Raw genomic sequence first — 21,091 nt, 5'->3', positions numbered from 1 at the left:
ATGCGTTTGCGAGCAGTACTCTTCGACATGGACGGCACCTTGCTGGACACGGCGCCAGACTTCATCGCCATCTGCCAGGCCATGCTCGCCGAGCGCGGCCTGCCGGCCGTTGACGACAACCTGATCCGCGGCGTGATCTCGGGCGGTGCCCGCGCCATGGTAGCCGCCACGTTTGCCATGGCCCCGGAGGCCGAAGGCTTCGAGGCCCTGCGCCTGGAGTTCCTGGAGCGCTACCAGCGCGACTGCGCGGTGCACAGCAAGCTGTTCGACGGCATGGCCGAGTTGCTGGCCGACATCGAGAAAGGCAATCTGGTGTGGGGCGTGGTCACCAACAAGCCGGTGCGTTTCGCCGAGCCGATCATGCAGCAGCTGGGCCTGGCCGAGCGTTCGGCATTGCTGATCTGCCCGGACCATGTGAAAAACAGCAAGCCCGACCCCGAGCCGCTGATCCTGGCCTGCAAAACCCTGGACCTGGACCCGGCCAGCGTGCTGTTCGTCGGCGACGACCTGCGCGACATCGAGTCTGGCCGCGACGCCGGCACCCGCACGGCGGCGGTGCGTTACGGCTATATTCATCCAGAGGACAACCCAAACAACTGGGGTGCCGACGTGGTGGTGGACCACCCGCTGGAACTGCGCAAAGTGATCGACAGCGCGCTGTGCGGCTGCTGACCCCCGCCAACGAACACGAAGGACCTACCATGTTCGACTACACCGCCCGCCCCGACCTGCTGCAAGGCCGGGTCATTCTGGTTACCGGTGCCGGCCGCGGCATCGGTGCCGCTGCCGCCAAGGCCTACGCCGCGTTAGGCGCCACCGTGCTGCTGCTGGGCAAGACCGAGGCCAACCTGAACGAGGTCTACGACCAGATCGAAGCCACCGGGCATCCGCAACCGGTGGTCATCCCGTTCAACCTGGAAACCGCCCTGCCCCACCAGTACGACGAACTGGCGGTAATGATCGAGGATCAGTTCGGCCGCCTGGACGGGCTGCTGAACAATGCCTCGATCATTGGCCCGCGCACGCCGCTGGAGCAGCTATCGGGCGACAACTTCATGCGCGTGATGCACATCAACGTCGATGCCACCTTCATGCTCACCAGCACCCTGCTGCCGCTATTGAAACTGTCGCAAGACGCGTCGGTGGTGTTCACCAGCAGCAGTGTCGGGCGTAAAGGCCGTGCCTACTGGGGCGCCTATGGCGTTTCGAAATTCGCCACCGAGGGCCTGATGCAGACCCTGGCCGACGAGCTGGAAGGCGTGGCGCCGGTGCGCTCCAACAGCATCAACCCGGGCGCCACGCGCACGGCGATGCGCGCCCAGGCCTACCCCAGCGAGAACCCGCAGAACAACCCGCTGCCCGAAGAGATCATGCCGGTGTACCTGTACCTGATGGGGCCGGACAGCACCGGGGTGAATGGGCAGGCGTTCAACGCTCAGTAAGGCTTGAGATTGCCGGGGCTGCTGTGCAGCCAATCACGACGCAAGGCCGCTCCTACAAGGGTACGCGATCCCCTGTAGGAGCGGCCTTGTGTCGCGATGGGTCGCAAAGCGACCCCAGGGCCTTAGCCCGCTGCCAACGCAGGGCGCAGGCGGCCTTGCTGGCGCCCTTCCAGCTGCATGCACCGTTCCAGGAACAGGAACATGCAGTCGTAACTCTTGCAAATCGCCCTGCGCAGCTCGGTGCGCAGCCCCAGCGTCGGGTTCTCGCCCGCCAGGGTACAGATGATCTCCAGCGCCTCCCACGGGTGCGCATCGTCATACTGGGCATGCATCTTCAGCCACTTCATCGCCCGCTTGCGCTGGTCCTCCGGGAAGCCCTGTGCGTAGGTGTCGGTCGAGCACACCACCGCCGACCACTCCCCGGTAGCCCCCTCGATGGCGTAGTTGGTCGCCGCCATGGAAATGGCCAGGTTCTCAGTAGCACACACACGCCAGCACCAGTCGTTCAGGCCGTTCAGCTCGGGCGGCACTTCCTGGGCCTGCAACTCATGCAGGTGTACGCCATGCGCCTGACACCAGTTCACCCAGTAGTCGGCGTGGTTCAGCTCAACCCGGATATTGCGCATCAACCAGCGCCGCGCCATGTCTTCGCCCTGGTGCCGCCCATAACGGGTCTTGGTCAGGTTGTGGGCCATGTACAGCGAAAACTGCTCCACCACCGGCCAGCCACCGATCAGGTACTGGCGAATGGTCGACTGCTTGAGCTGGCCATCGCGCAGGCGCGCATAGAACTCATGCTCGACCACCCGGCGCTTGCTTTCGCGACAGTCTTCAATCAGTTGCTGGGCCCACTGGGGGTAGCTGGCGGGGTCCATCAAAGGCCCGATACGAACGAATGCATCAATCACTTTCAGCTCCTTGATCCTTGTGATTTCTAGCTAGCGAAACGTGCCAGGTGCGCGCTGCAACAGAGGCCGGGCGGCGATCCGTTGGCGCTGCAGACTGTCACAGGTGAACACCTGCGGGCGTTCGATCAGGTAACCCTGGGCGTAATCCACGCCTATTTCCTGTAGGGCCTGCTCGATCAAGGGTGTTTCGACGAACTCGGCGATGGTGCGTTTCCCCATGACATGGCCGATATGGTTGATGACCTCGACCATGGCCCGGTTGACCGGGTCGTCGAGCATGTCCCTGACGAAACTGCCGTCAATTTTCAGGAAATCCACGGGCAAATGCTTGAGGTAGGCGAACGACGACATGCCAGCGCAAAAATCATCGAGCGAGAAGCGGCAGCCCAGCCCCTTCAACTCGTTGATGAAGCGGATGGCGCTACCCAGGTTGGCAATGGCGCTGGTTTCGGTGATTTCGAAACAGATCATCCGCGGCGGGATGGCGTATTCGACAAACAGCCGCTGCAGGTACTCGAGAAACTTGTCATCGCCGATGCTCGACCCTGACAGGTTGATCGCGCAGATCGACAGCGGCCCTTCACGCCCTTCGTCCAGGCATTGGCGGATGACCTGGAACACATTGCGCACCACCCAGCGGTCCAGCGCGGTCATCAGGCCATAGCGCTCGGCTGCCGGAATGAAGCTGCTGGGCAGAATGGTACGGCCACTTTCGTCGTGCAGGCGCAGCAGGATTTCGATATGGCCCGGCCCTTCGAACGTTTTCAGCGGGGCAATTTCCTGGGCGTACAGGCAGAAGCGGTTTTCTTCCAGGGCCACATGCAAACGCTGGATCCAGGCCATTTCACCAAAGCGCATGGACAGCTCGCTGTCATCGGCGTGGTACACCTGCACGCGGTTGCGCCCCTTTTCCTTGGCCATGTAGCAGGCCATGTCGGCGGCGCGCAGCGAGGTTTCGAGGGTACCGGGGGGCTGGGCCATGTGCACCAGGCCAACACTGACCGTGGTGACGAACGGCCGCCCCTTCCACACGAAATGCAGGCTCTGCACCATCTGGCGTAACTGTTCGGCAATGCGCTCGGCCTGGTCGGATGGGCAGTTTTCCAGCAGCACGCCAAATTCGTCACCCCCCAGCCGCGCCAGGGTATCGCCTTCACGCAGGCCGGATTGCAACACGGCGCAGATGTGCCGCAGCAGCTCGTCACCGGCGGCGTGGCCGCAGGTGTCGTTCACCAGCTTGAACTGGTCGAGGTCAAGGAACATCAGCGAATGCCGCCCAGCCTGGCGCGCCAGGCCATTGAGCGCCTGCTCCAGGCGATACTCGAACTCGCGCCGGTTGGCCAGGCCGGTCAGGGCATCGTGAGTGGCCTGCCAGGACAGGTTAGCGATGTACTGGCGTTCCTGGGTCATGTCATGCAGTACCAGTACGATGCCGCTGACCTGGCCATCGCTGACGATGGGCGAACCTACCAGGTTGATCGACACGGTACTGCCATCCAGGCGCTGAATCAGCCGGGCATGCTCCGCGCCGCCCTTGAGGCTACCGCTAAGCACCTGCTCGACCAGGCTGCTGCTATCCTCTTCAGCTTGCTCATCCACCAGGCTAAACAGCGCTGACAGCGGCAGGCCCTGGGCTTGACCAGACTGCCAGTGGGTCAGTTGCTCGGCGGCCGGGTTCATGTAGCCGATGTTGCCCTCCACGTCGGTGGTTATCACCGCATCACCAATGGCCTGCAGGGTGATCTGTGCCCGCTCCTTTTCCTCCTGCAGTGCACTGGCGAAGGCTTGCCGTTGGGCCAGCAGCTTGCTGGAGCGGCGCCAGGCGATGGTAATCAGGAACATGGCCGTCAGCAGGTTGGTGATCAGCAACACCCGCAACAGCATCCGCGAGCCTTCACCCAGCGCATCACTGAACGCCTTGGCGGCGGGTGTGACACCCTCGTTGATGGTGACGATACGGGCCTTCCAGGCACTCACTGCCTGGGTGTCTGCCGGGCCAGTGGCAAAGCTCTGGCGCATCTCGCCAGCCAGCACATCGAGCTTGGCCAGGTAGTCGTCGCCGATGTCCCAGTAGTCGATGGCTGTCTGCATATAGCTGATGTTGCGGAAATTGCGGTAGAACCAGATGATCCGCTCGACATCGTCGGGGTGGTTGCCACCCTGCAGCACCGCCCGGCGAGCGGCATCCAGATCAGGGTTGGGCTGGTCGAGCACCTCGCGCAACTGGTGGTCACCCTGCGGCACGGTAATGGCTTGGCGATAGCGCTGATAGGTGCTGTCGTCGCGGGTTTCGGCGTACAGGTTAAGGTAGTAGATGGCGTCTTTCTGCGCCTTGGACCACAGGCTTTCGCCCGCGACATAGGCGCGCACGGCCGACAGCGTATAAAGGCTGAGGCTGCCCAGCGCCACCTGGAAGACCACAACGGCGATGAAGGGCCAGGTGATGCCGAGCAACTTAGGCGCTTCTAGAGTGCGATGTCCCTTCATGGATTCCCTGTCACAGAGCAGATAAGGCGCAAATCAACCCAGACAAGCACAGCGTAGGCCATTTGCCATCGTTGTGGAGGGGATTTTTATGACAGGGAATCGGGGGATTTGTACAGTTTGAACGTCAGCTCTGCTGCAGGTGCCCATAAAGCTTGGCGTATAACCCACCCTCGGCGATCAGCTGCTGGTGGTCGCCATCTTCGGCGACATGCCCACCATCAAATACCAGCACCCGGTCGGCCTGTTTCACCGCCGACAGGCGGTGGGCGATGATCAGCGTGGTACGGCCGCTGAGGAAGCGCGCCAATGCCTGATGCAGGTTGTACTCGGTGGCAGCATCCAGCGCCGAGGTGGCCTCGTCGAGAATCACCACCTTGGGCTCGGCCAACACCATGCGGGCGATGGCCAGGCGCTGACGCTGGCCGCCGGACAAGCGCACGCCAGAGCGACCCACCACACTGTCCAGGCCCTGCGGCAAGGCCGCAATGGTGGCATCCAGCTGAGCGATGCGCAGCGCTTGCCAGCAGGCGTCGTCGCTGCAGTCTCGGCCCATGGTCAGGTTGGCGCGCACGGTGTCGTTGAACAGTGACGGGTGCTGCAACACCACCGCCACGTTTTCACGCAGGGTTTCCAGGCCGATTTCCTGCAGGCTGGCACCGCCAAAGCGGATGGTACCGGCCTGGGCGCTATAAAGGCCCAGCAACAGCTGCACCAAGGTGCTTTTGCCGCCGCCACTGGCACCGACAATTGCCACCTTTTCACCCGGGGCGATGGACAGGTCCAGGTTATCCAGCACTGGCTCGTCGGCATAGGCAAAACGCAAGTCGCGCACCTCGATGCCCACCGTGTCGCGCCCGGCGAACGGGTCGCAGGCGGCCGGGTATTGCGGCTCGTCAGCACGCGCCAGCAGCTCGTTGAGGCGGCTCAGCGCACCGCCCGCGGCGTAGTAGGCGTATTGCAGGTTGAGCAGCTGTTCCACCGGGCCGATCATGAACCACAGGTAGCTGAACACCGCCAGCATCTGGCCGATCGACAGGTCGGAGAACAGCACGGTGAGCATGGCTGCTGCACGGAAAATATCGATGCCGAACTGGAACAGCAGGCCACTGGCACGGCCACTGGCATCGCTTTTCCACTGCGAATCCACGGCGTAGTCGCGCACTTCGCGGGCACGCAGGCCAAGGCGGCCCAGGAAGTAGCCCTGGCGGTTGCCGGCACGGATTTCCTGGATGGCATCGAGCGTTTCCGCCAGCGCCTGGGTAAAACGCGCGGTGCTGTCGTTTTCGAGCTTTTTCAGGTGTTTGACGCGCTTGCCCAGCTGCACGGTGAAATAGATCACCAGCGGGTTGAACAGCAAAATCAGCAACGCCAGCTGCCAGTGCATCCAGATCAGGATCGCCGCCGTGCCGGTCAACGTCAGCATGGCCACCAGGAAACGGCTGAGGGTTTCGCCCACGAACTTGTCGAGGGTGTCCAGGTCGGTGACCAAGTGGGTGGTTACCGTGCCGCTGCCCAGGCTTTCGTACTCCTTCAGCGAGATGCGCTTGAGCCGCTCTATAAGGCGAATTCGCAGGCGGTAGACGATGTCCTTGGCCAAGCCGGCAAACAGCTTGGCCTGGATCACGTTGAACGCCAGCGCCGCCAGGCGCAGGCACAGGGTGAGCGCCAGCATCAGGCCGATGTAGCCGGCTGCCACCTGCCAGCTGGACGGCAGCAGGTGGTTCATCCACTTGAGCGCGGCATCGCCGTGGCCCAACAGCACTTCATCCACCAGCAACGGCAGCAGCAGCGGAATGGGCACGCTGCAACACGCCGCCAGCACAGCGATGAGGTTGGCGGACCAGAGGTTTTGCTTGTGGTGCAGGGCCAGGCGGCGGATTTCCGCCCAGCTCAGCCGATCGGCCGCAGTGTATGGCTTGCCCGGTACCGGGTCGGGTGACCCAGGCACATCAAGCACAGGCGGCCTGCTGCAGCCAACGGCCGAGCAAGGGTTGCAGGCGCTCCAGCGGCTGGTAGCCGTTGGTCAGCAGGGCCAGTTGGCCGTTGCGCTCGGCCAGCAAGGTCGGGAAACCGGCAATACCCAGGTCCTGTGCCCAGCTGAAGTCGGCCGCAGTGGCCGCACGGGTGTCGGCACGGGCGAAGGTTTCGGCGAACACGGCACGGTCGAAGCCTGCCTGTTCGGCCAGTTCGACCAGCTGCGGCGCAGTGGTCACATCCACGCCCTGCTCGTAGAACGAACGCTGAATCAGCGCCAGCAGCGGCCAGACGCGCTCGGCGTCCAGCTCGCGGGCTGTGACCAGGGCACGGCAGGCCGGTTCGGTGTCGTAGACGAAGCCGTCGGGCATGGCCCCCTCGAAGCGGAACGGCTGGCCGGTGGCATCGGCCACCGCCTGCCAGTGTTCGAGGATGTACTTGCGGGTAGAGCTGTCCAGCGCACTGCCACCGGTGCGCAGCCCACCCACCACCAGACGGGTGGCGATACCGGCCTCACGCGCCTGGGCGATCAGGGCCCCCGCCACTGGCGCGAAACCCCAGCACCAGGAGCACATCGGGTCCATCACATAGATCAGGCGTGAAGACATGCATCAAGCCTCGGCTTTGTAGTTGTAACCGATCGGGTGCGGCAGGTTGCGGGCCTTGGCCAGCTCGATCTGCTTCTGCCGGTCGATGGCACTGCGCCGGGTCTTTTCGCTCAGGGTGTCCCAGCAATGCGGGCAGCTGACCCCTGGCGAATAGTGCTCGGACGCGCGTTCCTCTGCATTGATCGGGTGGCGGCAGGCGTGGCACTGGTCGTACTCGCCTTTGCTCAGGTCATGGCGCACCGTGACGCGGTTGTCGAAGACGAAGCAGTCGCCGTCCCACAGGCTTTCTTCCTGAGGCACTTCCTCGAAGTATTTCAGGATGCCGCCCTTAAGATGATAGACCGCCTCGAAGCCTTCACCGAGCATGTAGCTGGAGGCTTTTTCGCAACGGATGCCGCCGGTGCAGAACATGGCGACCTTCTTGTGCTTGCTCGGGTCGAAGTTGGCCTTGATGTACTCCGGAAACTCGCGGAAGGTCTCGGTCTTGGGGTCGATGGCACCTTTGAAGGTACCAATGGCCACTTCGTAGTCGTTGCGGGTGTCGATCAGCAGCACTTCCGGGTCGCTGATCAGGGCGTTCCAGTCCTTGGGCTCGACATAGGTGCCGACCGCCTGGTTGGGGTCTACGCCTGGCACGCCGAGGGTGACGATTTCTTTCTTGAGCTTCACCTTGGTGCGGTAGAACGGCTGTTCGTCGCAGTACGACTCTTTGTGGTCGACATCGACCAGACGCGGGTCGTTGCGCAGCCAGGCCAGCAGGCCATCGATGCCTTCGCGGGTGGCCGACACGGTGCCGTTGATGCCCTCGTGGGCCAGCAGCAGGGTGCCTTTGACGTTGTTGTCGAGCATGGCCTTGAGCAGCGGCTCACGCAGCTCGACGTAGTCTTCCAGGGTGACGAATTTGTACAGCGCCGCGACGACGATGGCTTGGGACATGAAGCAGGTTCTCCAGGTGGTTGCCCTCGTAAAGGGCGGACCGGATTGACAAATAAAAACGCGCCGACAAGCGGCGCGTTGCGAATTCTACCAGAACGACAGAAAGGTTTCAGTGCCCGCCGCCCGCGCACACCGGCGAGGCCGGTGCAACGCCGACCTTGGCCCACTCTTCGGCGGTGTAGGTGTGGATGGCCAGGGCGTGAATTTCGCCCATCAGCTCACCCATGGTGGCGTACACCTTCTGGTGGCGCTTGACGCTGTTCAACCCGGCAAACTGCTCGCTGACGATCACTGCCTTGTAGTGGGTCTCCTGACCACGACTGTGCATGTGGCTTTCGTTGAGCACTTGCAGGTGTTCCGGCGCCAGGGCCGCCAGTTGCTGTTCAATGCGCTGCTGCATGGTCATTGCGGCGTACTCACTTCTTCGCCGGAGCGGCGGCCTTGCCAGCGTTCGGGTCCAGCTCTTTGGTCATGTCTTCCAGCAGCTTGTTCACCACGGGTACTGCTGGCTCCAGGCTCTGCTGGGTCAGCTGGGCCGACTGCTGGGTGACCTTGGGCATTTCACGCAGCACCTTCTTGCCCAGCGGCGATTCGTAGAACTTGACCAGGTCTTTGAGTTCCTGCTCGGTGAACGTCTGGGTGTACAGGTCGACCATCTTCGGCTTCAGTTTGTTCCAGCCGATGGCGTTGTCCAGTGCGGCGTTGGCCTTGGCCTGGTAGCTTTCCAGCACCGGCTGCTTGGCGGCCGGGGCCTTGGTCTGGGCGAAGCGCTGGGCGAACATCTGCTGCACTTGCATGTACACCGGGGTGCCCAGCTTGTCGGCGTTGGCCAGGGTCAGGAACTTCTCGGCAGCAGCGTTATGGCTGGCGGTGGCAGCGAGCACCTGGCCGCTGGCGCAAACCAGGGCAACGGCGGCACAAAGGACACGGAGACGGGTCATTGCATTTCCTTCAAGGAGAGGGAGGCGGGTACCTCAGAGTAGAGCATTCTGCGCCGTGGTGGCGATGTGCTCAAGTGGCACGACGAGCGACGGAACCGCTCGGTCGATTCAGGGCCTAAACTGCGAATTCGAACTACACAGGAGTGAGTACAGAATGAGCCGTATCGAGACAGACAGCCTGGGCCCGGTCGAAGTTCCGGAGGACGCTTATTGGGGTGCGCAAACCCAGCGTTCGCTGATCAACTTCGCTATTGGCAAGGAACGCATGCCCCTCGCGGTGCTGCACGCCCTGGCGCTGATCAAGAAGGCCGCTGCACGCGTTAACGACCGCAATGGCGACCTGCCGGCCGACATCGCCCGGCTGATCGAACAGGCCGCCGACGAAGTGCTGGATGGCCAGCATGACGACCAGTTTCCGTTGGTCGTCTGGCAGACCGGCAGCGGCACCCAGAGCAACATGAACGTCAACGAAGTGATTGCCGGGCGCGCCAACGAACTGGCCGGCAAGGGCCGTGGCGGCAAGGCGCCGGTACACCCTAACGACCACGTCAACCGCTCGCAAAGCTCCAACGACTGCTTCCCCACCGCCATGCACATTGCTGCAGCCCAAGCGGTGCACGACAAGCTGCTGCCGGCCATCGCCGAACTGTCGTCGGGCCTGGCAGAGTTGTCAGCGCGCCACCAAAAGCTGGTGAAGACTGGCCGCACGCACATGATGGATGCCACGCCAATCACCTTCGGCCAGGAGGTCTCGGCTTTCGTTGCCCAGCTCGATTACGCCCAACGAGCCATCCGCGCTACCCTGCCGGCGGTCTGTGAGCTGGCCCAGGGCGGCACCGCCGTGGGTACCGGCCTTAATGCCCCGCATGGCTTTGCCGAGGCCATCGCTGCCGAGCTGGCGGCGGAATCCGGCCTGCCGTTCGTCACAGCACCGAACAAGTTCGCCGCCCTCGCCGGCCACGAACCGCTGACCAGCCTGGCGGGCGCGTTGAAGACCCTGGCCGTGGCCCTGATGAAAATTGCCAACGACCTGCGCCTGCTCGGCTCCGGCCCGCGCGCCGGGCTGGCCGAAGTGCGCCTGCCAACCAACGAACCCGGCAGCTCGATCATGCCGGGCAAGGTCAACCCTACCCAGTGCGAGGCGCTGTCGATGCTGGCCTGCCAGGTACTGGGCAACGACGCGGCCATCGGCTTTGCCGCCAGCCAGGGGCATTTGCAGCTCAATGTGTTCAAGCCGGTGATCATCCATAACCTGTTGCAGTCGATCGAACTGCTGGCCGATGGCTGCAGCAACTTCCAGCTGCACTGCGTGGCGGGCATCGAGCCGGATGCCGGGCAGATGGCTGCGCACCTGGAACGCGGGTTGATGCTGGTGACGGCACTTAACCCGCATATTGGCTATGACAAGGCGGCGGAGATTGCCAAGAAGGCTTATAACGAGGGCAAGACCTTGCGCGAGGCTGCGCTGGAATTGAAGTACCTGACCAATGAGCAGTTTGACCAGTGGGTAAGGCCGGAGAACATGCTGGCACCGGGTGGCAAGGGCTGAGTCATCTATAGCCTGTGCCGGCCTCTTCGCGGGTAAACCCGCGAAAGGGCCAGGACAGGCAACAACACTTTCAGCTATTTCTTGTCCTTGGCAAACGCCGCCTCAAGGGCCTGGTTGATGGTGCGCAACACCTTCACCCGCGCCCAGCGCTTGTCGTTGGCCTCTACCAACGTCCACGGCGCGATCTCGCTGCTGGTGCGGTCGACCATGTCGCCTACGGCCTGGACGTAGTCGTCCCACTTGTCCCGGTTGCGCCAGTCGTCCTCGGTAATCTTGTAACGCTTGAACGGGATCTGCTCACGCTCTTCGAAGCGCTCCAGCTGGGTCTGCTGATCAATCGCCAGCCAGAACTTGACCACCACCACGCCGGCATTCACCAACTGCTCTTCAAAGTCGTTGATCTCGCTATAGGCGCGCATCCAGTCGGCCGGGCTGCAGAAGCCCTCCACCCGCTCGACCAGCACCCGGCCATACCAGGACCGGTCGAAAATGGTGAATTTGCCGCGTGCCGGAATATGCCGCCAGAACCGCCACAGGTAAGGCTGCGCGCGTTCTTCTTCGGTGGGTGCGGCAATCGGCACGATACGGTACTGGCGGGGGTCCAGCGCCGCTGCCACTCGGCGGATCGCGCCGCCCTTGCCGGCGGCGTCGTTGCCTTCGAACACCGCCACCAACGCGTGCCTGCGCATGTGCTTGTCGCGCAGCAGGCCGGCCAGGCGGGCCTGTTCGGTGACCAGCTGTTCCTGGTAGTCGGATTTATCCAGCCGCACGGTCATGTCCAGGGCACCGAGCAGGCTGCGCTGGTCGATGCTGCGGCCCAGCGGGGCGACGTTGCCCTGGTGCTTGCCCTTGGGGTTGTTGGCCAGTGCGGCTTGCAGGCTTTCCAGCAGGATGCGCCCCACTGCCAGGCTGCGGTAGTTCGGGTCGACGCCTTCGATGATGTGCCACGGCGCGTAGTCGCGGCTGGTGCGGCGCAGTACGCGTTCGCCAAAACGCACGAAGCGGTCGTAGGTTTCGGACTGCTGCCAGTCCAGCGGACTGATCTTCCAGCTGTGCAGCGGGTCGTCCTTGAGCGATTTCAGACGAGCCTTCATCTGCTTCTTGGACAGGTGGAACCAGAACTTGATGATCAGTGCACCTTCATCGCACAGCATCTGCTCCAGCCGCTCGGCGCCCATGATGGCCTGGTCGAGCACGGCATCCTTGAATACCCCGTGCACCCGCCCCTGCAGCATCTGGCTGTACCAGTTGCCGAAGAACACACCCATCCGCCCCTTGGGGGGCAAGGCCCGCCAATAGCGCCAGGCCGGCGGGCGAGCCAGCTCTTCGTCGGTCTGCTGATCGAAGGTGAGCACATCGATCATGCGCGGGTCCATCCACTCGTTGAGCAGTTTTACCGTCTCACCCTTGCCGGCACCTTCGATGCCGTTGATCAGCACGATCACCGGGAAGCGCGCCTGCTGCTTGAGTTCGTACTGGGCTTCGAGCAGGGCCTCGCGTAAAGCGGGTACCTCGGCGTCGTAAGCCTCCTTGTCGATGCTGTGGCCGATTTCGGCGGATTCGAACATGCACTGGCTCCTTCAATTGATAAGCAAGACTAGCGGATTTGTGGGCCGCCTGTGCCTGCGCAAAATCATCAGATGGCATAAAATCCCGACCATCTGCTGCAACCGAGCCAACCATGTCCACCCTCCTCCAGCATGCCCAGATCGACTGGGACGACCAGGGCCGCCCCCACTCGCGGCAATACGACGACGTATATTTCGCGGTCAACGAAGGCATCGAAGAAACCAAACATGTGTTCCTCGGCCAGACCCGCCTGGCCGAGCGTTTTGCCAGCCTGGCCCCGCACGCCTGCCTGGTGATCGGCGAAACCGGCTTTGGCACTGGCATGAACTTTTTCTGCGCCTGGCAGCTGTTTGAAGAGCATGCCCACAGCAACGCGCGCCTGCACTTCGTCAGCGTCGAAAAATACCCACTCAGCCTGGCTGACATGGCCCGCGCAGTACACCTGTGGCCTGAGCTTGCCGCCTACACCGAACCGCTGCTGGAGCAGTACGTGGCGGTGCACCAGGGCTTCCAGCAATTCACCTTCGCCGAGGGCAGGGTCACCCTGACGCTGCTGGTCGGTGATGTACTGGAACAGCTGCCGCAGCTCGATGCGCAGATCGATGTGTGGTTCCTCGATGGTTTCGCCCCGGCGAAGAACCCCGACATGTGGACCCCGGAGCTGTTTGCGCAACTGGCGCGGCTGTCGCACGCCGGCACCGTGCTGGGCACCTTCACCACCACGGGTTGGGTGCGCCGCAGCCTGGTCGAAGCCGGCTTCGCCATGAAGAAAGTGCCGGGCATCGGCAAGAAGTGGGAAGTGATGAGCGGCGCTTACGTCGGCCCCCGGCCCGGCCCCAAAGCGCCTTGGTATGCGCGCCCGCCCGCCATTCCAGGGCCGCGTGAAGCGCTCGTAATCGGCGCCGGGCTCGCTGGCAGCACAAGCGCGGCCAGCCTGGCCCGGCGTGGCTGGCAGGTGACCGTGCTGGAACGCCACGATGCACCGGCCCGGGAAGCCTCGGGCAACCCGCAGGGGGTGCTGTACCTCAAGCTGTCTGCGCATGGCACAGCGCTGTCGCAAATGATCCTGTCCGGTTTCGGCTACACCCGTCGCCAGCTCGAGCGCTTGCAGCGTGGCCGTGACTGGGATGCCTGCGGGGTGCTGCAACTGGCCTTCGACAGCAAAGAGGCCGAACGCCAGGGCAAGCTGGCTGCCGCTTTCGACCACGCCTTGCTGCACACCCTGGCGCGCACCGAGGCCGAAGCCATTGCCGGTGTGGCCCTGCCGGCCGGCGGCCTGTTCTACCCCGAAGGCGGTTGGGTGCACCCGCCGGCCCTGTGTCAGCAGCAGTTGCAGCACCCGGGGATTCAACGGGTGACACACCAGGAAGTGCTTGAGCTGCGCAAGGTGGATGGCCAGTGGCAAGCCTGGGCGGGTGAGCGCCTGCTGGCCAGTGCACCGGTGGTGATCCTGGCCGGTGCCGCCGACGTTCGGCGTTTCGAGCCTTGTGCACAGTTGCCGCTCAAGCGCATTCGCGGGCAGATTACCCGGCTGCCGGCCACTGCCAGCAGCCGCATGCTCAGCACCGTGGTATGCGCAGAGGGTTATGTAGCGCCACCCCGCGAGGATGAGCATACCTTGGGCGCAAGCTTCGACTTCCAGAGCGAAGACCTGGCGCCGACGGTTGCCGAACATCAGGGCAACCTGGCAATGCTGGACGAGATTTCCGTCGATCTGGCGCAGCGCTTGGGTGTGGCCGAGCTGGACGCCGAGCAGTTGCAGGGGCGTGCGGCGTTCCGCTGCACCAGCCCGGATTACCTGCCGATCGTGGGGCCGATGGCTGATGCGCAAGGGTTTGCCGAGGCCTATGCGGTGCTGGCCCGCGATGCGCGGCAAGTGCCCGATGTGGCCTGCCCTTGGCTGAGCGGGTTGTACGTGAACAGCGGGCATGGCTCACGCGGGTTGATCACGGCGCCATTGAGTGGGGAGCTGGTGGCGGCCTGGGTATGTGGAGAACCGCTGCCGTTGCCACGGGCGGTGGTGGAGGCGTGCCACCCAAACCGGTTTGCATTACGCAAGCTGATCCGAGGGAAGTGATCCCGCCCCATATAACAGATTGTTCTAAAACTCTCACAAAGCACATAGGTCAGTTCCTTAAGGTGCCCGAATCCTGGGCCCCCCCTCCCCAACGGAAAAACCGGTAAGGACTTATGTGCGGATTAGCAGGAGAGTTGCGTTTCACCCCCATGGACCAAGCCCCTCGCCCAGCCGACCTGGCTGCGGTAGAGCGCATTACCCATCACCTGGCGCCTCGCGGCCCGGATGCGTGGGGTTTCCATAGCCAAGGCCCGATCGCCCTCGGGCACCGACGCCTGAAAATCATGGACTTGTCCGACGGCTCGGCGCAGCCAATGGTCGACAACACCTTGGGCCTGTCACTGGCGTTCAACGGTGCCATCTACAACTTCCCCGAGTTGCGCCACGAGCTACAGGACCTGGGCTACAGCTTTTGGTCCGATGGCGACACCGAGGTGCTGCTCAAGGGTTACCACGCCTGGGGCGCGGCGTTGCTGCCCAAGCTCAACGGCATGTTCGCCCTGGCCATCTGGGAGCGCGACAACCAGCGCCTGTTCCTGGCCCGCGACCGCCTGGGCGTAAAGCCGCTGTACCTGTCACGCGACGGCGAGCGCCTGCGCTTCGCCTCGACCCTCCCGGCCCTGCTCAAGGGTGGCGACATCGACCCGGTGCTCGACCCGGTGGCGCTCAACCATTACCTGAACTTCCACGCCGTGGTACCGGCACCGCGCACCTTGCTGGCCAACGTGCAAAAGCTGGAGCCCGGCACCTGGATGCGCGTCGATCGCCATGGCGAAGTCGAACGCCAGACTTGGTGGCAGCTGAAATACGGTGCCAACCCTGATGAGCGTGAGCTGGACCTGGAAGGCTGGACCACCCGCGTGCTCGACGCCACCCGCGAGGCCGTGGCCATCCGCCAACGTGCTGCCGTCGACGTCGGCGTGCTGCTGTCCGGGGGTGTCGACTCCAGCCTGCTGGTCGGCCTGTTGCGCGAAGCGGGCGTGGACGACCTGTCCACGTTCTCCATCGGTTTCGAAGACGCCGGTGGCGAGCGTGGCGACGAGTTCCAGTATTCGGACCTGATCGCCAAGCACTACGGCACCCGCCACCACCAGTTGCGCATCGCCGAACACGAGATCATCGAGCAGTTGCCATCAGCGTTTCGCGCCATGAGCGAGCCAATGGTCAGCCACGACTGTATCGCCTTCTACCTGCTGTCGCGGGAAGTGGCCAAGCATTGCAAGGGCGTGCAAAGCGGCCAGGGTGCGGACGAGCTGTTCGCCGGCTACCACTGGTACCCGCAGGTGGACGGCGCCGAGGATGCCTTCTCGGCTTACCGCGACGCGTTCTTCGACCGCAGCCACGCCGAGTACCGCGACACCGTGCAGGCGCCCTGGTTGCTGGAAACCGACGCGGCCGGCGACTTCGTGCGCGAGCACTTCGCCCGCCCCGGCGCCCGCGACGCCGTGGACAAGGCCCTGCGCCTGGACAGCACGGTGATGCTGGTGGATGACCCGGTCAAACGCGTGGACAATATGACCATGGCCTGGGGCCTGGAAGCGCGCACACCGTTCCTCGACTACCGCCTGGTGGAGCTTTCAGCGCGTATCCCGGCGCGCTTCAAGCTGCCCGACGGCGGCAAACAGGTGCTCAAGCAGGCGGCACGACGGGTGATCCCGCATGAGGTGATCGACCGTAAGAAGGGCTACTTCCCGGTACCGGGCCTGAAGCACCTGGAAGGCGCCACCCTGGGTTGGGTGCGCGAGCTGCTGACCGACCCCAGCCAGGACCGTGGGCTGTTCAACCCGGCCATGGTCGACCGCCTGCTGAGTAACCCGCATGGCCAGCTCACCCCGCTGCGCGGCTCCAAGCTGTGGCAGCTGGCGGCGCTGAACCTGTGGTTGAGCGAACAAGGAATCTGACCGATGAAAGCCCATGAAATCGCTTACGGTCAGCGCCTGCTGCGCGGCCAGGCGCCGTCCTACGAGCGCCTGCAGGCGCGCCTGGCCGGCGACGGCAGCCAGCCCCACAACCAGCCGCGTGCCGTGCACTGCGGCTGGGGTCGGCTGCTGATCGGCCATACCTACCCCAACCCGACCAGCCTGGCCGAGGCGCTGCTGGACGAAAGCCCCGGCGAGCGCGACATAGCCCTGTACGTGGCCGCGCCCCAGCAGGTGCTGGCCCAGGCCCCGCAACAACTGTTCCTCGACCCGTCCGACACCCTGCGCCTTTGGTTTACCGACTACCGGCCAGCGCAACGGGTATTCCGCGGTTTTCGCGTACGCCGGGCGCAAAACGCGACCGACTGGCAGGCCATCAATACCCTGTATCAGGCACGCAGCATGCTACCGGTCGACCCTTGCCTGCTCACCCCCAGGCACCTGGGCGGCCCTGTGTACTGGTTGGCCGAAGACGAAGACAGCGGTGCGGTGATCGGCAGCGTCATGGGCCTGAACCACGCCAAGGCTTTCGACGACCCGGAACACGGCAGCAGCCTGTGGTGCCTGGCGGTGGACCCGCAGTGCACCCGCCCCGGCGTGGGTGAGGTGCTGGTGCGCCACCTGATTGAACACTTCATGAGCCGTGGCCTGGCCTACCTGGACTTGTCGGTGCTGCACGACAACCGCCAGGCCAAGCGTCTGTACCAGAAGCTGGGTTTTCGCAACTTGCCCACCTTTGCGGTCAAGCGCAAGAACGGCATCAACCAGCAACTGTTCTTGGGCCCGGGCCCTGAGGCCGAGCTGAACCCCTACGCGCGCATCATCGTCGATGAGGCCATGCGCCGGGGCATCGACGTGCAGGTGGATGACGCCGTTGGCGGCCTGTTCACCCTGAGCCTGGGCGGGCGGCGCATCCGCTGCCGTGAATCGCTCAGCGACCTGACCAGTGCCGTGACCATGACCCTGTGCCAGGACAAACGCCTCACCCAGCATGCGTTGCATAACGCCGGGCTACAGGTGCCGGCACAGCAGCTGGCGGGAAATGCAGACGACAACCTGGCGTTTCTCGACGAGCATGGCGCGGTGGTGGTGAAACCGGTCGATGGCGAGCAAGGCCAGGGCGTGGCGGTGAACCTGACCTGCATCGACGACATCACCCGCGCCGTGGCGCACGCCCGCCAGTTCGACAGCCGTGTGCTGCTGGAGAGCTTCCATGCCGGGTTCGACCTGCGCATCGTGGTGATCGGCTACGAGGTGGTGGCTGCCGCCGTGCGCCACCCGGCCCAGGTGCTGGGCGACGGCAACCACAGCATCCGCCAGTTGATCGAAGCCCAAAGCCGTCGACGCCAGGCCGCCACCGGTGGCGAAAGCCGCATTCCGCTGGACGACGAAACCGAGCGCACAGTGCGCGCGGCGGGCTTTGGCTATGACGACGTGCTGCCTGCTGGCCAGCGCCTGACGGTACGGCGCACTGCCAACCTGCACACCGGTGGCACCCTGGAAGACGTCACCGAACGCCTGCACCCGGTGCTGGCCGACGCGGCCGTGCGCGCTGCACGGGCGCTGGAAATCCCTGTGGTCGGGCTGGACTTCATGGTGCGCGATGCCGGGCAACCGGAGTACGTGATCATCGAGGCCAACGAGCGTGCCGGGTTGGCCAACCATGAACCGCAGCCCACGGCCGAGCGCTTTATCGATTTGCTGTTTCCGCATAGCCGGCCTTTGGCGTAACTGCTGACGGCCTCTTCGCAGGCAAGCCCGCTCCCACAGGTAAAGCGCTGCCCTCAGGGATTGTGAGGTCCCTGTGGGAGCGGGCTTGCCCGCGAAGAGGCCAGTACAGGAGTAAAGGAGTTCCAAACATGTCCAATCAGTATCCTGAACCCGATCTCGATTACCTCAAACGCGTGCTGCTGGAGATGCTCGCCATCCCCAGCCCCACCGGCTTCACCGACACCATCGTGCGCTACGTGGCCGAACGCTTGGACGAGCTGGGCATCCCCTTCGAGCTGACCCGGCGCGGCACCATTCGCGCCACGCTCAAGGGCCGGCAAACTTCCCCCGACCGTGCCGTATCCGCGCACCTGGACACCATCGGTGCCAGCGTGCGCCAGTTGCAGGACAACGGCCGCCTGGCCCTGGCACCAGTGGGCTGCTGGTCCAGCCGCTTCGCCGAAGGCAGCCGCGTCAGCGTATTCACCGATACTGGCGTATACCGTGGCAGCGTGCTGCCGCTGATGGCCAGCGGGCATGCCTTCAACACCGCCATCGACCAGATGCCGGTGAGCTGGGAGCATGTGGAAGTGCGCCTGGATGCCTATTGCGCCACCCGTGCCGATTGCGAGGCGCTGGGCGTGAGCATTGGTGACTTCGTGGCCTTCGACCCCTTGCCCGAGTTCACCGAAAGCGGTCACATCAGCGCCCGCCACCTGGACGACAAGGCCGGCGTAGCTGCGCTGCTGGCGGCACTGAAAGCCGTGGTTGAAAGCGGCCAGCAACCACTGATCGACTGCCACCCGCTGTTCACCATCACCGAAGAAACCGGCTCGGGCGCGGCGGGCGCCCTGCCCTGGGATGTCAGCGAGTTCGTCGGCATCGACATTGCCCCGGTAGCGCCCGGCCAGGCCTCCAGCGAGCATGCGGTGAGCGTGGCCATGCAGGATTCGTCGGGGCCTTACGACTACCACCTGTCCCGGCACCTGCTGAAACTGGCCGGCGACCACGACCTGCCGGTGCGACGCGACCTGTTCCGCTACTACTTCAGCGACGCTCATTCGGCGGTGACCGCAGGGCACGATATTCGCACCGCGCTGGTGGCATTCGGTTGTGATGCCACCCATGGCTATGAGCGCACCCATATCGACAGCCTGGCTGCACTCAGCCGGTTGTTGTCGGCTTACCTGCTTAGCCCACCGGTGTTCGCCAGCGATTCGCAGCCGGCCAATGCTTCGCTTGAAAGGTTCAGCCACCAGCTGGAGCACGATGCGCAAATGGAGAGCGACACACGGGTGCCGGCGGTGGACAGCCTGATTGGCAATAAAGGCTGAGGACGTTTGGGGCCGCTTTGCGGCCCCAAAATATCAACTGTTTCGCGTAGCATGCCCACACCTACTTCAGACATCGCCTACCATGCTGATCCCCTACGACCAACTGCAAGCCGAAACCCTGACCCGCCTGATCGAAGACTTCGTCACCCGCGACGGCACCGACAATGGCGACGATACCCCACTGGAAACCCGTGTGCTGCGGGTGCGCCAGGCATTGGCCAAGGGGCAGGCGTTCATCCTGTTCGACCCCGAAAGCCAACAATGCCAGTTGTTGGCCAGGCATGATGTGCCCCGCGAACTGCTCGGCTAGCAGGCCCGCGACGCGCCCCGGTACAGGCAACATCAGGCCTCGTTTTGCTTGGCCTCCTTGATGCGCTTGTACACCTCGGCCCGATGCACCGGCACCTCTCGCGGGGCCTCCACACCAAAGCGCACAATCCCTTCCCGGACATCCGCCACCATGATCCTGATGTAATCACCGATCACGATGATTTCGCCTACTTCGCGCCCTATTACCAGCATGTTCCGATCCTCCTGCTAACGGGAAAACCAGAGCCTGCCTCGTAGGGATTCGGCTACTCAATAGCTCCATCACTATTCGGAAGAGCCCTACACAGCCAGGTAACTTCTCCTACAGGTTATTCATCGCGACTGGGCTTTTGCGCGCATTTTCACCGCCATTTCGGCCATCTCGTCATACAGCCGCTCAGGGGCCTGGCATTTCAGCTGCCAGGCTTGCCGCCCTGCCTCGTGCGGCAGGATAAGGAACTCGCCAGCGACGACCTGTTGATGGATGTAGTCGGCAATGTCCGCCGCGCTGATCGGCGAGCCCTCCAGCAACTTGCCAACCTGCGCCTTCATCGCCGGGTTCGGCCCTCGGAACGAGTCGAGCAGGTTGGTCTGGAAGAACGACGGGCACACCACATGCACCGCCACCTCCAGCTGGCGCAGTTCCACCAGCAGGCTTTCCGACAGGGCCAACACACCCGCCTTGGCCACGTTGTAGTTGCTCATCCCAGGCCCCTGCATCAGCGCGGCCATGGAGGCAACGTTGATGATGCGGCCCTTGCTGCGCTCCAGCAGCGGCAAAAAGACCTTGCAGCCCTTGACCACACCCATCAGGTTGACCGCGATCTGCCAGTCCCAGTCTTCCAGCGACAGTTCGGCGAAGAACCCGCCCGAGGCAACACCGGCATTGTTGACGATCACGTCGATACCGCCGAACAGCTCGGTGCAGGCCTGGGCCAGGGCTGTCAGCTGGCTATAGTCACGCACGTCACAGTGCTGAACGAAGCCATCGCCGCCCGCTTCGCGGGCCAGCGCCAGGGTTTCGCGCAGGCCGGTTTCATTGACATCAGCCAGCGCCAGGCGCCAGCCCTCACGCGCCCAGCGCAGGGCGATCTCGCGGCCGAGACCGGACCCGGCGCCGGTGATCATGATGCGGTTTTGCATGGTGGCTGGCCTTGTTCAAAGTGGTTGTGCAGCGAGTCTAATCAAGACCAGGCGGACAGGCAGGGTTCATCAGGGTAATGAATGGGTGGGCATGACTGCATGGTCGGTTCCGCCCGCCTGGCCGCACACAAATGGAATCTTTCCCGCGTGACGCCGGTCCTTACTTACAAGAGGCCAGCAGTCAG

The 21,091-nt window shown here is 63.8% G+C and carries 18 protein-coding genes; 8 read left to right on the top strand and 10 right to left on the bottom strand.

All coding sequences use genetic code 11. The features are described from left to right. Together mupP and ACF8MI_RS10685 are read left to right on the top strand one after the other, a co-directional pair. Positions 1-672 carry an N-acetylmuramic acid 6-phosphate phosphatase MupP gene (gene mupP, locus ACF8MI_RS10690; RefSeq protein ID WP_104834147.1) on the top strand — a complete coding sequence of 224 codons (672 nt, stop codon included), beginning with the start codon at positions 1-3 and terminating at the stop codon, positions 670-672. Between the two features lie 29 nt (positions 673-701). Next, on the top strand, positions 702-1,442 hold the full coding sequence (locus ACF8MI_RS10685; protein ID WP_200928726.1) for a YciK family oxidoreductase: 741 nt from the start codon (positions 702-704) through the stop codon (positions 1,440-1,442). Positions 1,443-1,564: 122 nt separating this feature from the next. Here the strand turns inward: ACF8MI_RS10685 and ACF8MI_RS10680 are convergent, their stop codons facing one another. The 7 genes from ACF8MI_RS10680 to ACF8MI_RS10650 all read right to left on the bottom strand — a co-directional run bounded on the left by ACF8MI_RS10680 (position 1,565) and on the right by ACF8MI_RS10650 (position 9,296). Further along, positions 1,565-2,350 (bottom strand): TenA family transcriptional regulator, encoded by a 786-nt coding sequence (locus ACF8MI_RS10680; RefSeq protein ID WP_060497556.1) that lies wholly within the window; start codon positions 2,348-2,350, stop codon positions 1,565-1,567. Positions 2,351-2,380: 30 nt separating this feature from the next. Continuing rightward, entirely contained in the window at positions 2,381-4,837 is a 2,457-nt protein-coding gene (locus tag ACF8MI_RS10675) for an EAL domain-containing protein (protein ID WP_060497557.1), read from the bottom strand. 124 nt (positions 4,838-4,961) lie between these two features. Next, positions 4,962-6,794 carry an ABC transporter ATP-binding protein gene (locus tag ACF8MI_RS10670; RefSeq protein ID WP_060497558.1) on the bottom strand — a complete coding sequence of 611 codons (1,833 nt, stop codon included), beginning with the start codon at positions 6,792-6,794 and terminating at the stop codon, positions 4,962-4,964. After that, a complete protein-coding gene (locus ACF8MI_RS10665) occupies positions 6,787-7,419 on the bottom strand; it encodes a DsbA family protein (RefSeq protein ID WP_200928727.1) in 633 nt (210 codons plus the stop codon). The genes ACF8MI_RS10670 and ACF8MI_RS10665 overlap by 8 nt, the downstream gene beginning before the upstream one ends. Before the next feature lie 3 nt (positions 7,420-7,422). Continuing rightward, on the bottom strand, positions 7,423-8,355 hold the full coding sequence (locus ACF8MI_RS10660; protein ID WP_060497560.1) for a rhodanese-related sulfurtransferase: 933 nt from the start codon (positions 8,353-8,355) through the stop codon (positions 7,423-7,425). A 109-nt stretch (positions 8,356-8,464) separates the two neighbouring features. After that, a complete protein-coding gene (locus tag ACF8MI_RS10655) occupies positions 8,465-8,761 on the bottom strand; it encodes a BolA family transcriptional regulator (RefSeq protein WP_016715010.1) in 297 nt (98 codons plus the stop codon). A gap of 10 nt (positions 8,762-8,771) precedes the next feature. Beyond that, on the bottom strand, positions 8,772-9,296 hold the full coding sequence (locus tag ACF8MI_RS10650) for a DUF2059 domain-containing protein (protein ID WP_003252642.1): 525 nt from the start codon (positions 9,294-9,296) through the stop codon (positions 8,772-8,774). Positions 9,297-9,450: 154 nt separating this feature from the next. Between ACF8MI_RS10650 and ACF8MI_RS10645 the strand changes: the two genes are divergently transcribed. After that, on the top strand, positions 9,451-10,845 hold the full coding sequence (locus ACF8MI_RS10645; RefSeq protein WP_200928728.1) for a class II fumarate hydratase: 1,395 nt from the start codon (positions 9,451-9,453) through the stop codon (positions 10,843-10,845). A 74-nt stretch (positions 10,846-10,919) separates the two neighbouring features. Here ACF8MI_RS10645 and pap read toward each other — a convergent pair whose 3' ends face one another. Beyond that, positions 10,920-12,413: a polyphosphate:AMP phosphotransferase gene (gene pap / locus ACF8MI_RS10640; RefSeq protein ID WP_060497562.1), complete on the bottom strand. Its 1,494-nt coding sequence runs from the start codon at positions 12,411-12,413 to the stop codon at positions 10,920-10,922. Positions 12,414-12,526: 113 nt separating this feature from the next. On the opposite strand from pap, the gene mnmC reads away from it, so the two are divergent. The 5 genes from mnmC (at position 12,527) to ACF8MI_RS10615 (ending at position 19,764) form a co-directional block, all read left to right on the top strand. Further along, positions 12,527-14,491: a bifunctional tRNA (5-methylaminomethyl-2-thiouridine)(34)-methyltransferase MnmD/FAD-dependent 5-carboxymethylaminomethyl-2-thiouridine(34) oxidoreductase MnmC gene (gene mnmC / locus ACF8MI_RS10635; protein ID WP_060497563.1), complete on the top strand. Its 1,965-nt coding sequence runs from the start codon at positions 12,527-12,529 to the stop codon at positions 14,489-14,491. A 113-nt stretch (positions 14,492-14,604) separates the two neighbouring features. After that, a complete protein-coding gene (locus ACF8MI_RS10630) occupies positions 14,605-16,392 on the top strand; it encodes an N-acetylglutaminylglutamine amidotransferase (protein WP_060497564.1) in 1,788 nt (595 codons plus the stop codon). A 3-nt stretch (positions 16,393-16,395) separates the two neighbouring features. Next, positions 16,396-18,141: an N-acetylglutaminylglutamine synthetase gene (gene ngg, locus ACF8MI_RS10625; RefSeq protein ID WP_060497565.1), complete on the top strand. Its 1,746-nt coding sequence runs from the start codon at positions 16,396-16,398 to the stop codon at positions 18,139-18,141. A gap of 128 nt (positions 18,142-18,269) precedes the next feature. Beyond that, positions 18,270-19,454, top strand: coding sequence for an osmoprotectant NAGGN system M42 family peptidase (locus ACF8MI_RS10620; protein ID WP_104834143.1), 1,185 nt, complete (start codon positions 18,270-18,272; stop codon positions 19,452-19,454). 82 nt (positions 19,455-19,536) lie between these two features. Further along, positions 19,537-19,764, top strand: a complete 228-nt coding sequence (locus tag ACF8MI_RS10615; RefSeq protein WP_060497566.1) for a YheU family protein — start codon at positions 19,537-19,539, stop codon at positions 19,762-19,764. A 32-nt stretch (positions 19,765-19,796) separates the two neighbouring features. Here ACF8MI_RS10615 and ACF8MI_RS10610 read toward each other — a convergent pair whose 3' ends face one another. Beyond that, positions 19,797-19,976, bottom strand: coding sequence for a carbon storage regulator (locus tag ACF8MI_RS10610; protein WP_104834142.1), 180 nt, complete (start codon positions 19,974-19,976; stop codon positions 19,797-19,799). Positions 19,977-20,096: 120 nt separating this feature from the next. Continuing rightward, on the bottom strand, positions 20,097-20,906 hold the full coding sequence (locus ACF8MI_RS10605) for an SDR family oxidoreductase (protein ID WP_104834141.1): 810 nt from the start codon (positions 20,904-20,906) through the stop codon (positions 20,097-20,099). Between the last annotated feature and the right edge of the window lie 185 nt (positions 20,907-21,091).

It is taken from the genome of Pseudomonas sp. yb_9 (assembly GCF_043103635.1).
GTDB lineage: Bacteria > Pseudomonadota > Gammaproteobacteria > Pseudomonadales > Pseudomonadaceae > Aquipseudomonas > Aquipseudomonas monteilii.
This window is presented reverse-complemented; position numbering and strand designations above follow the sequence as displayed.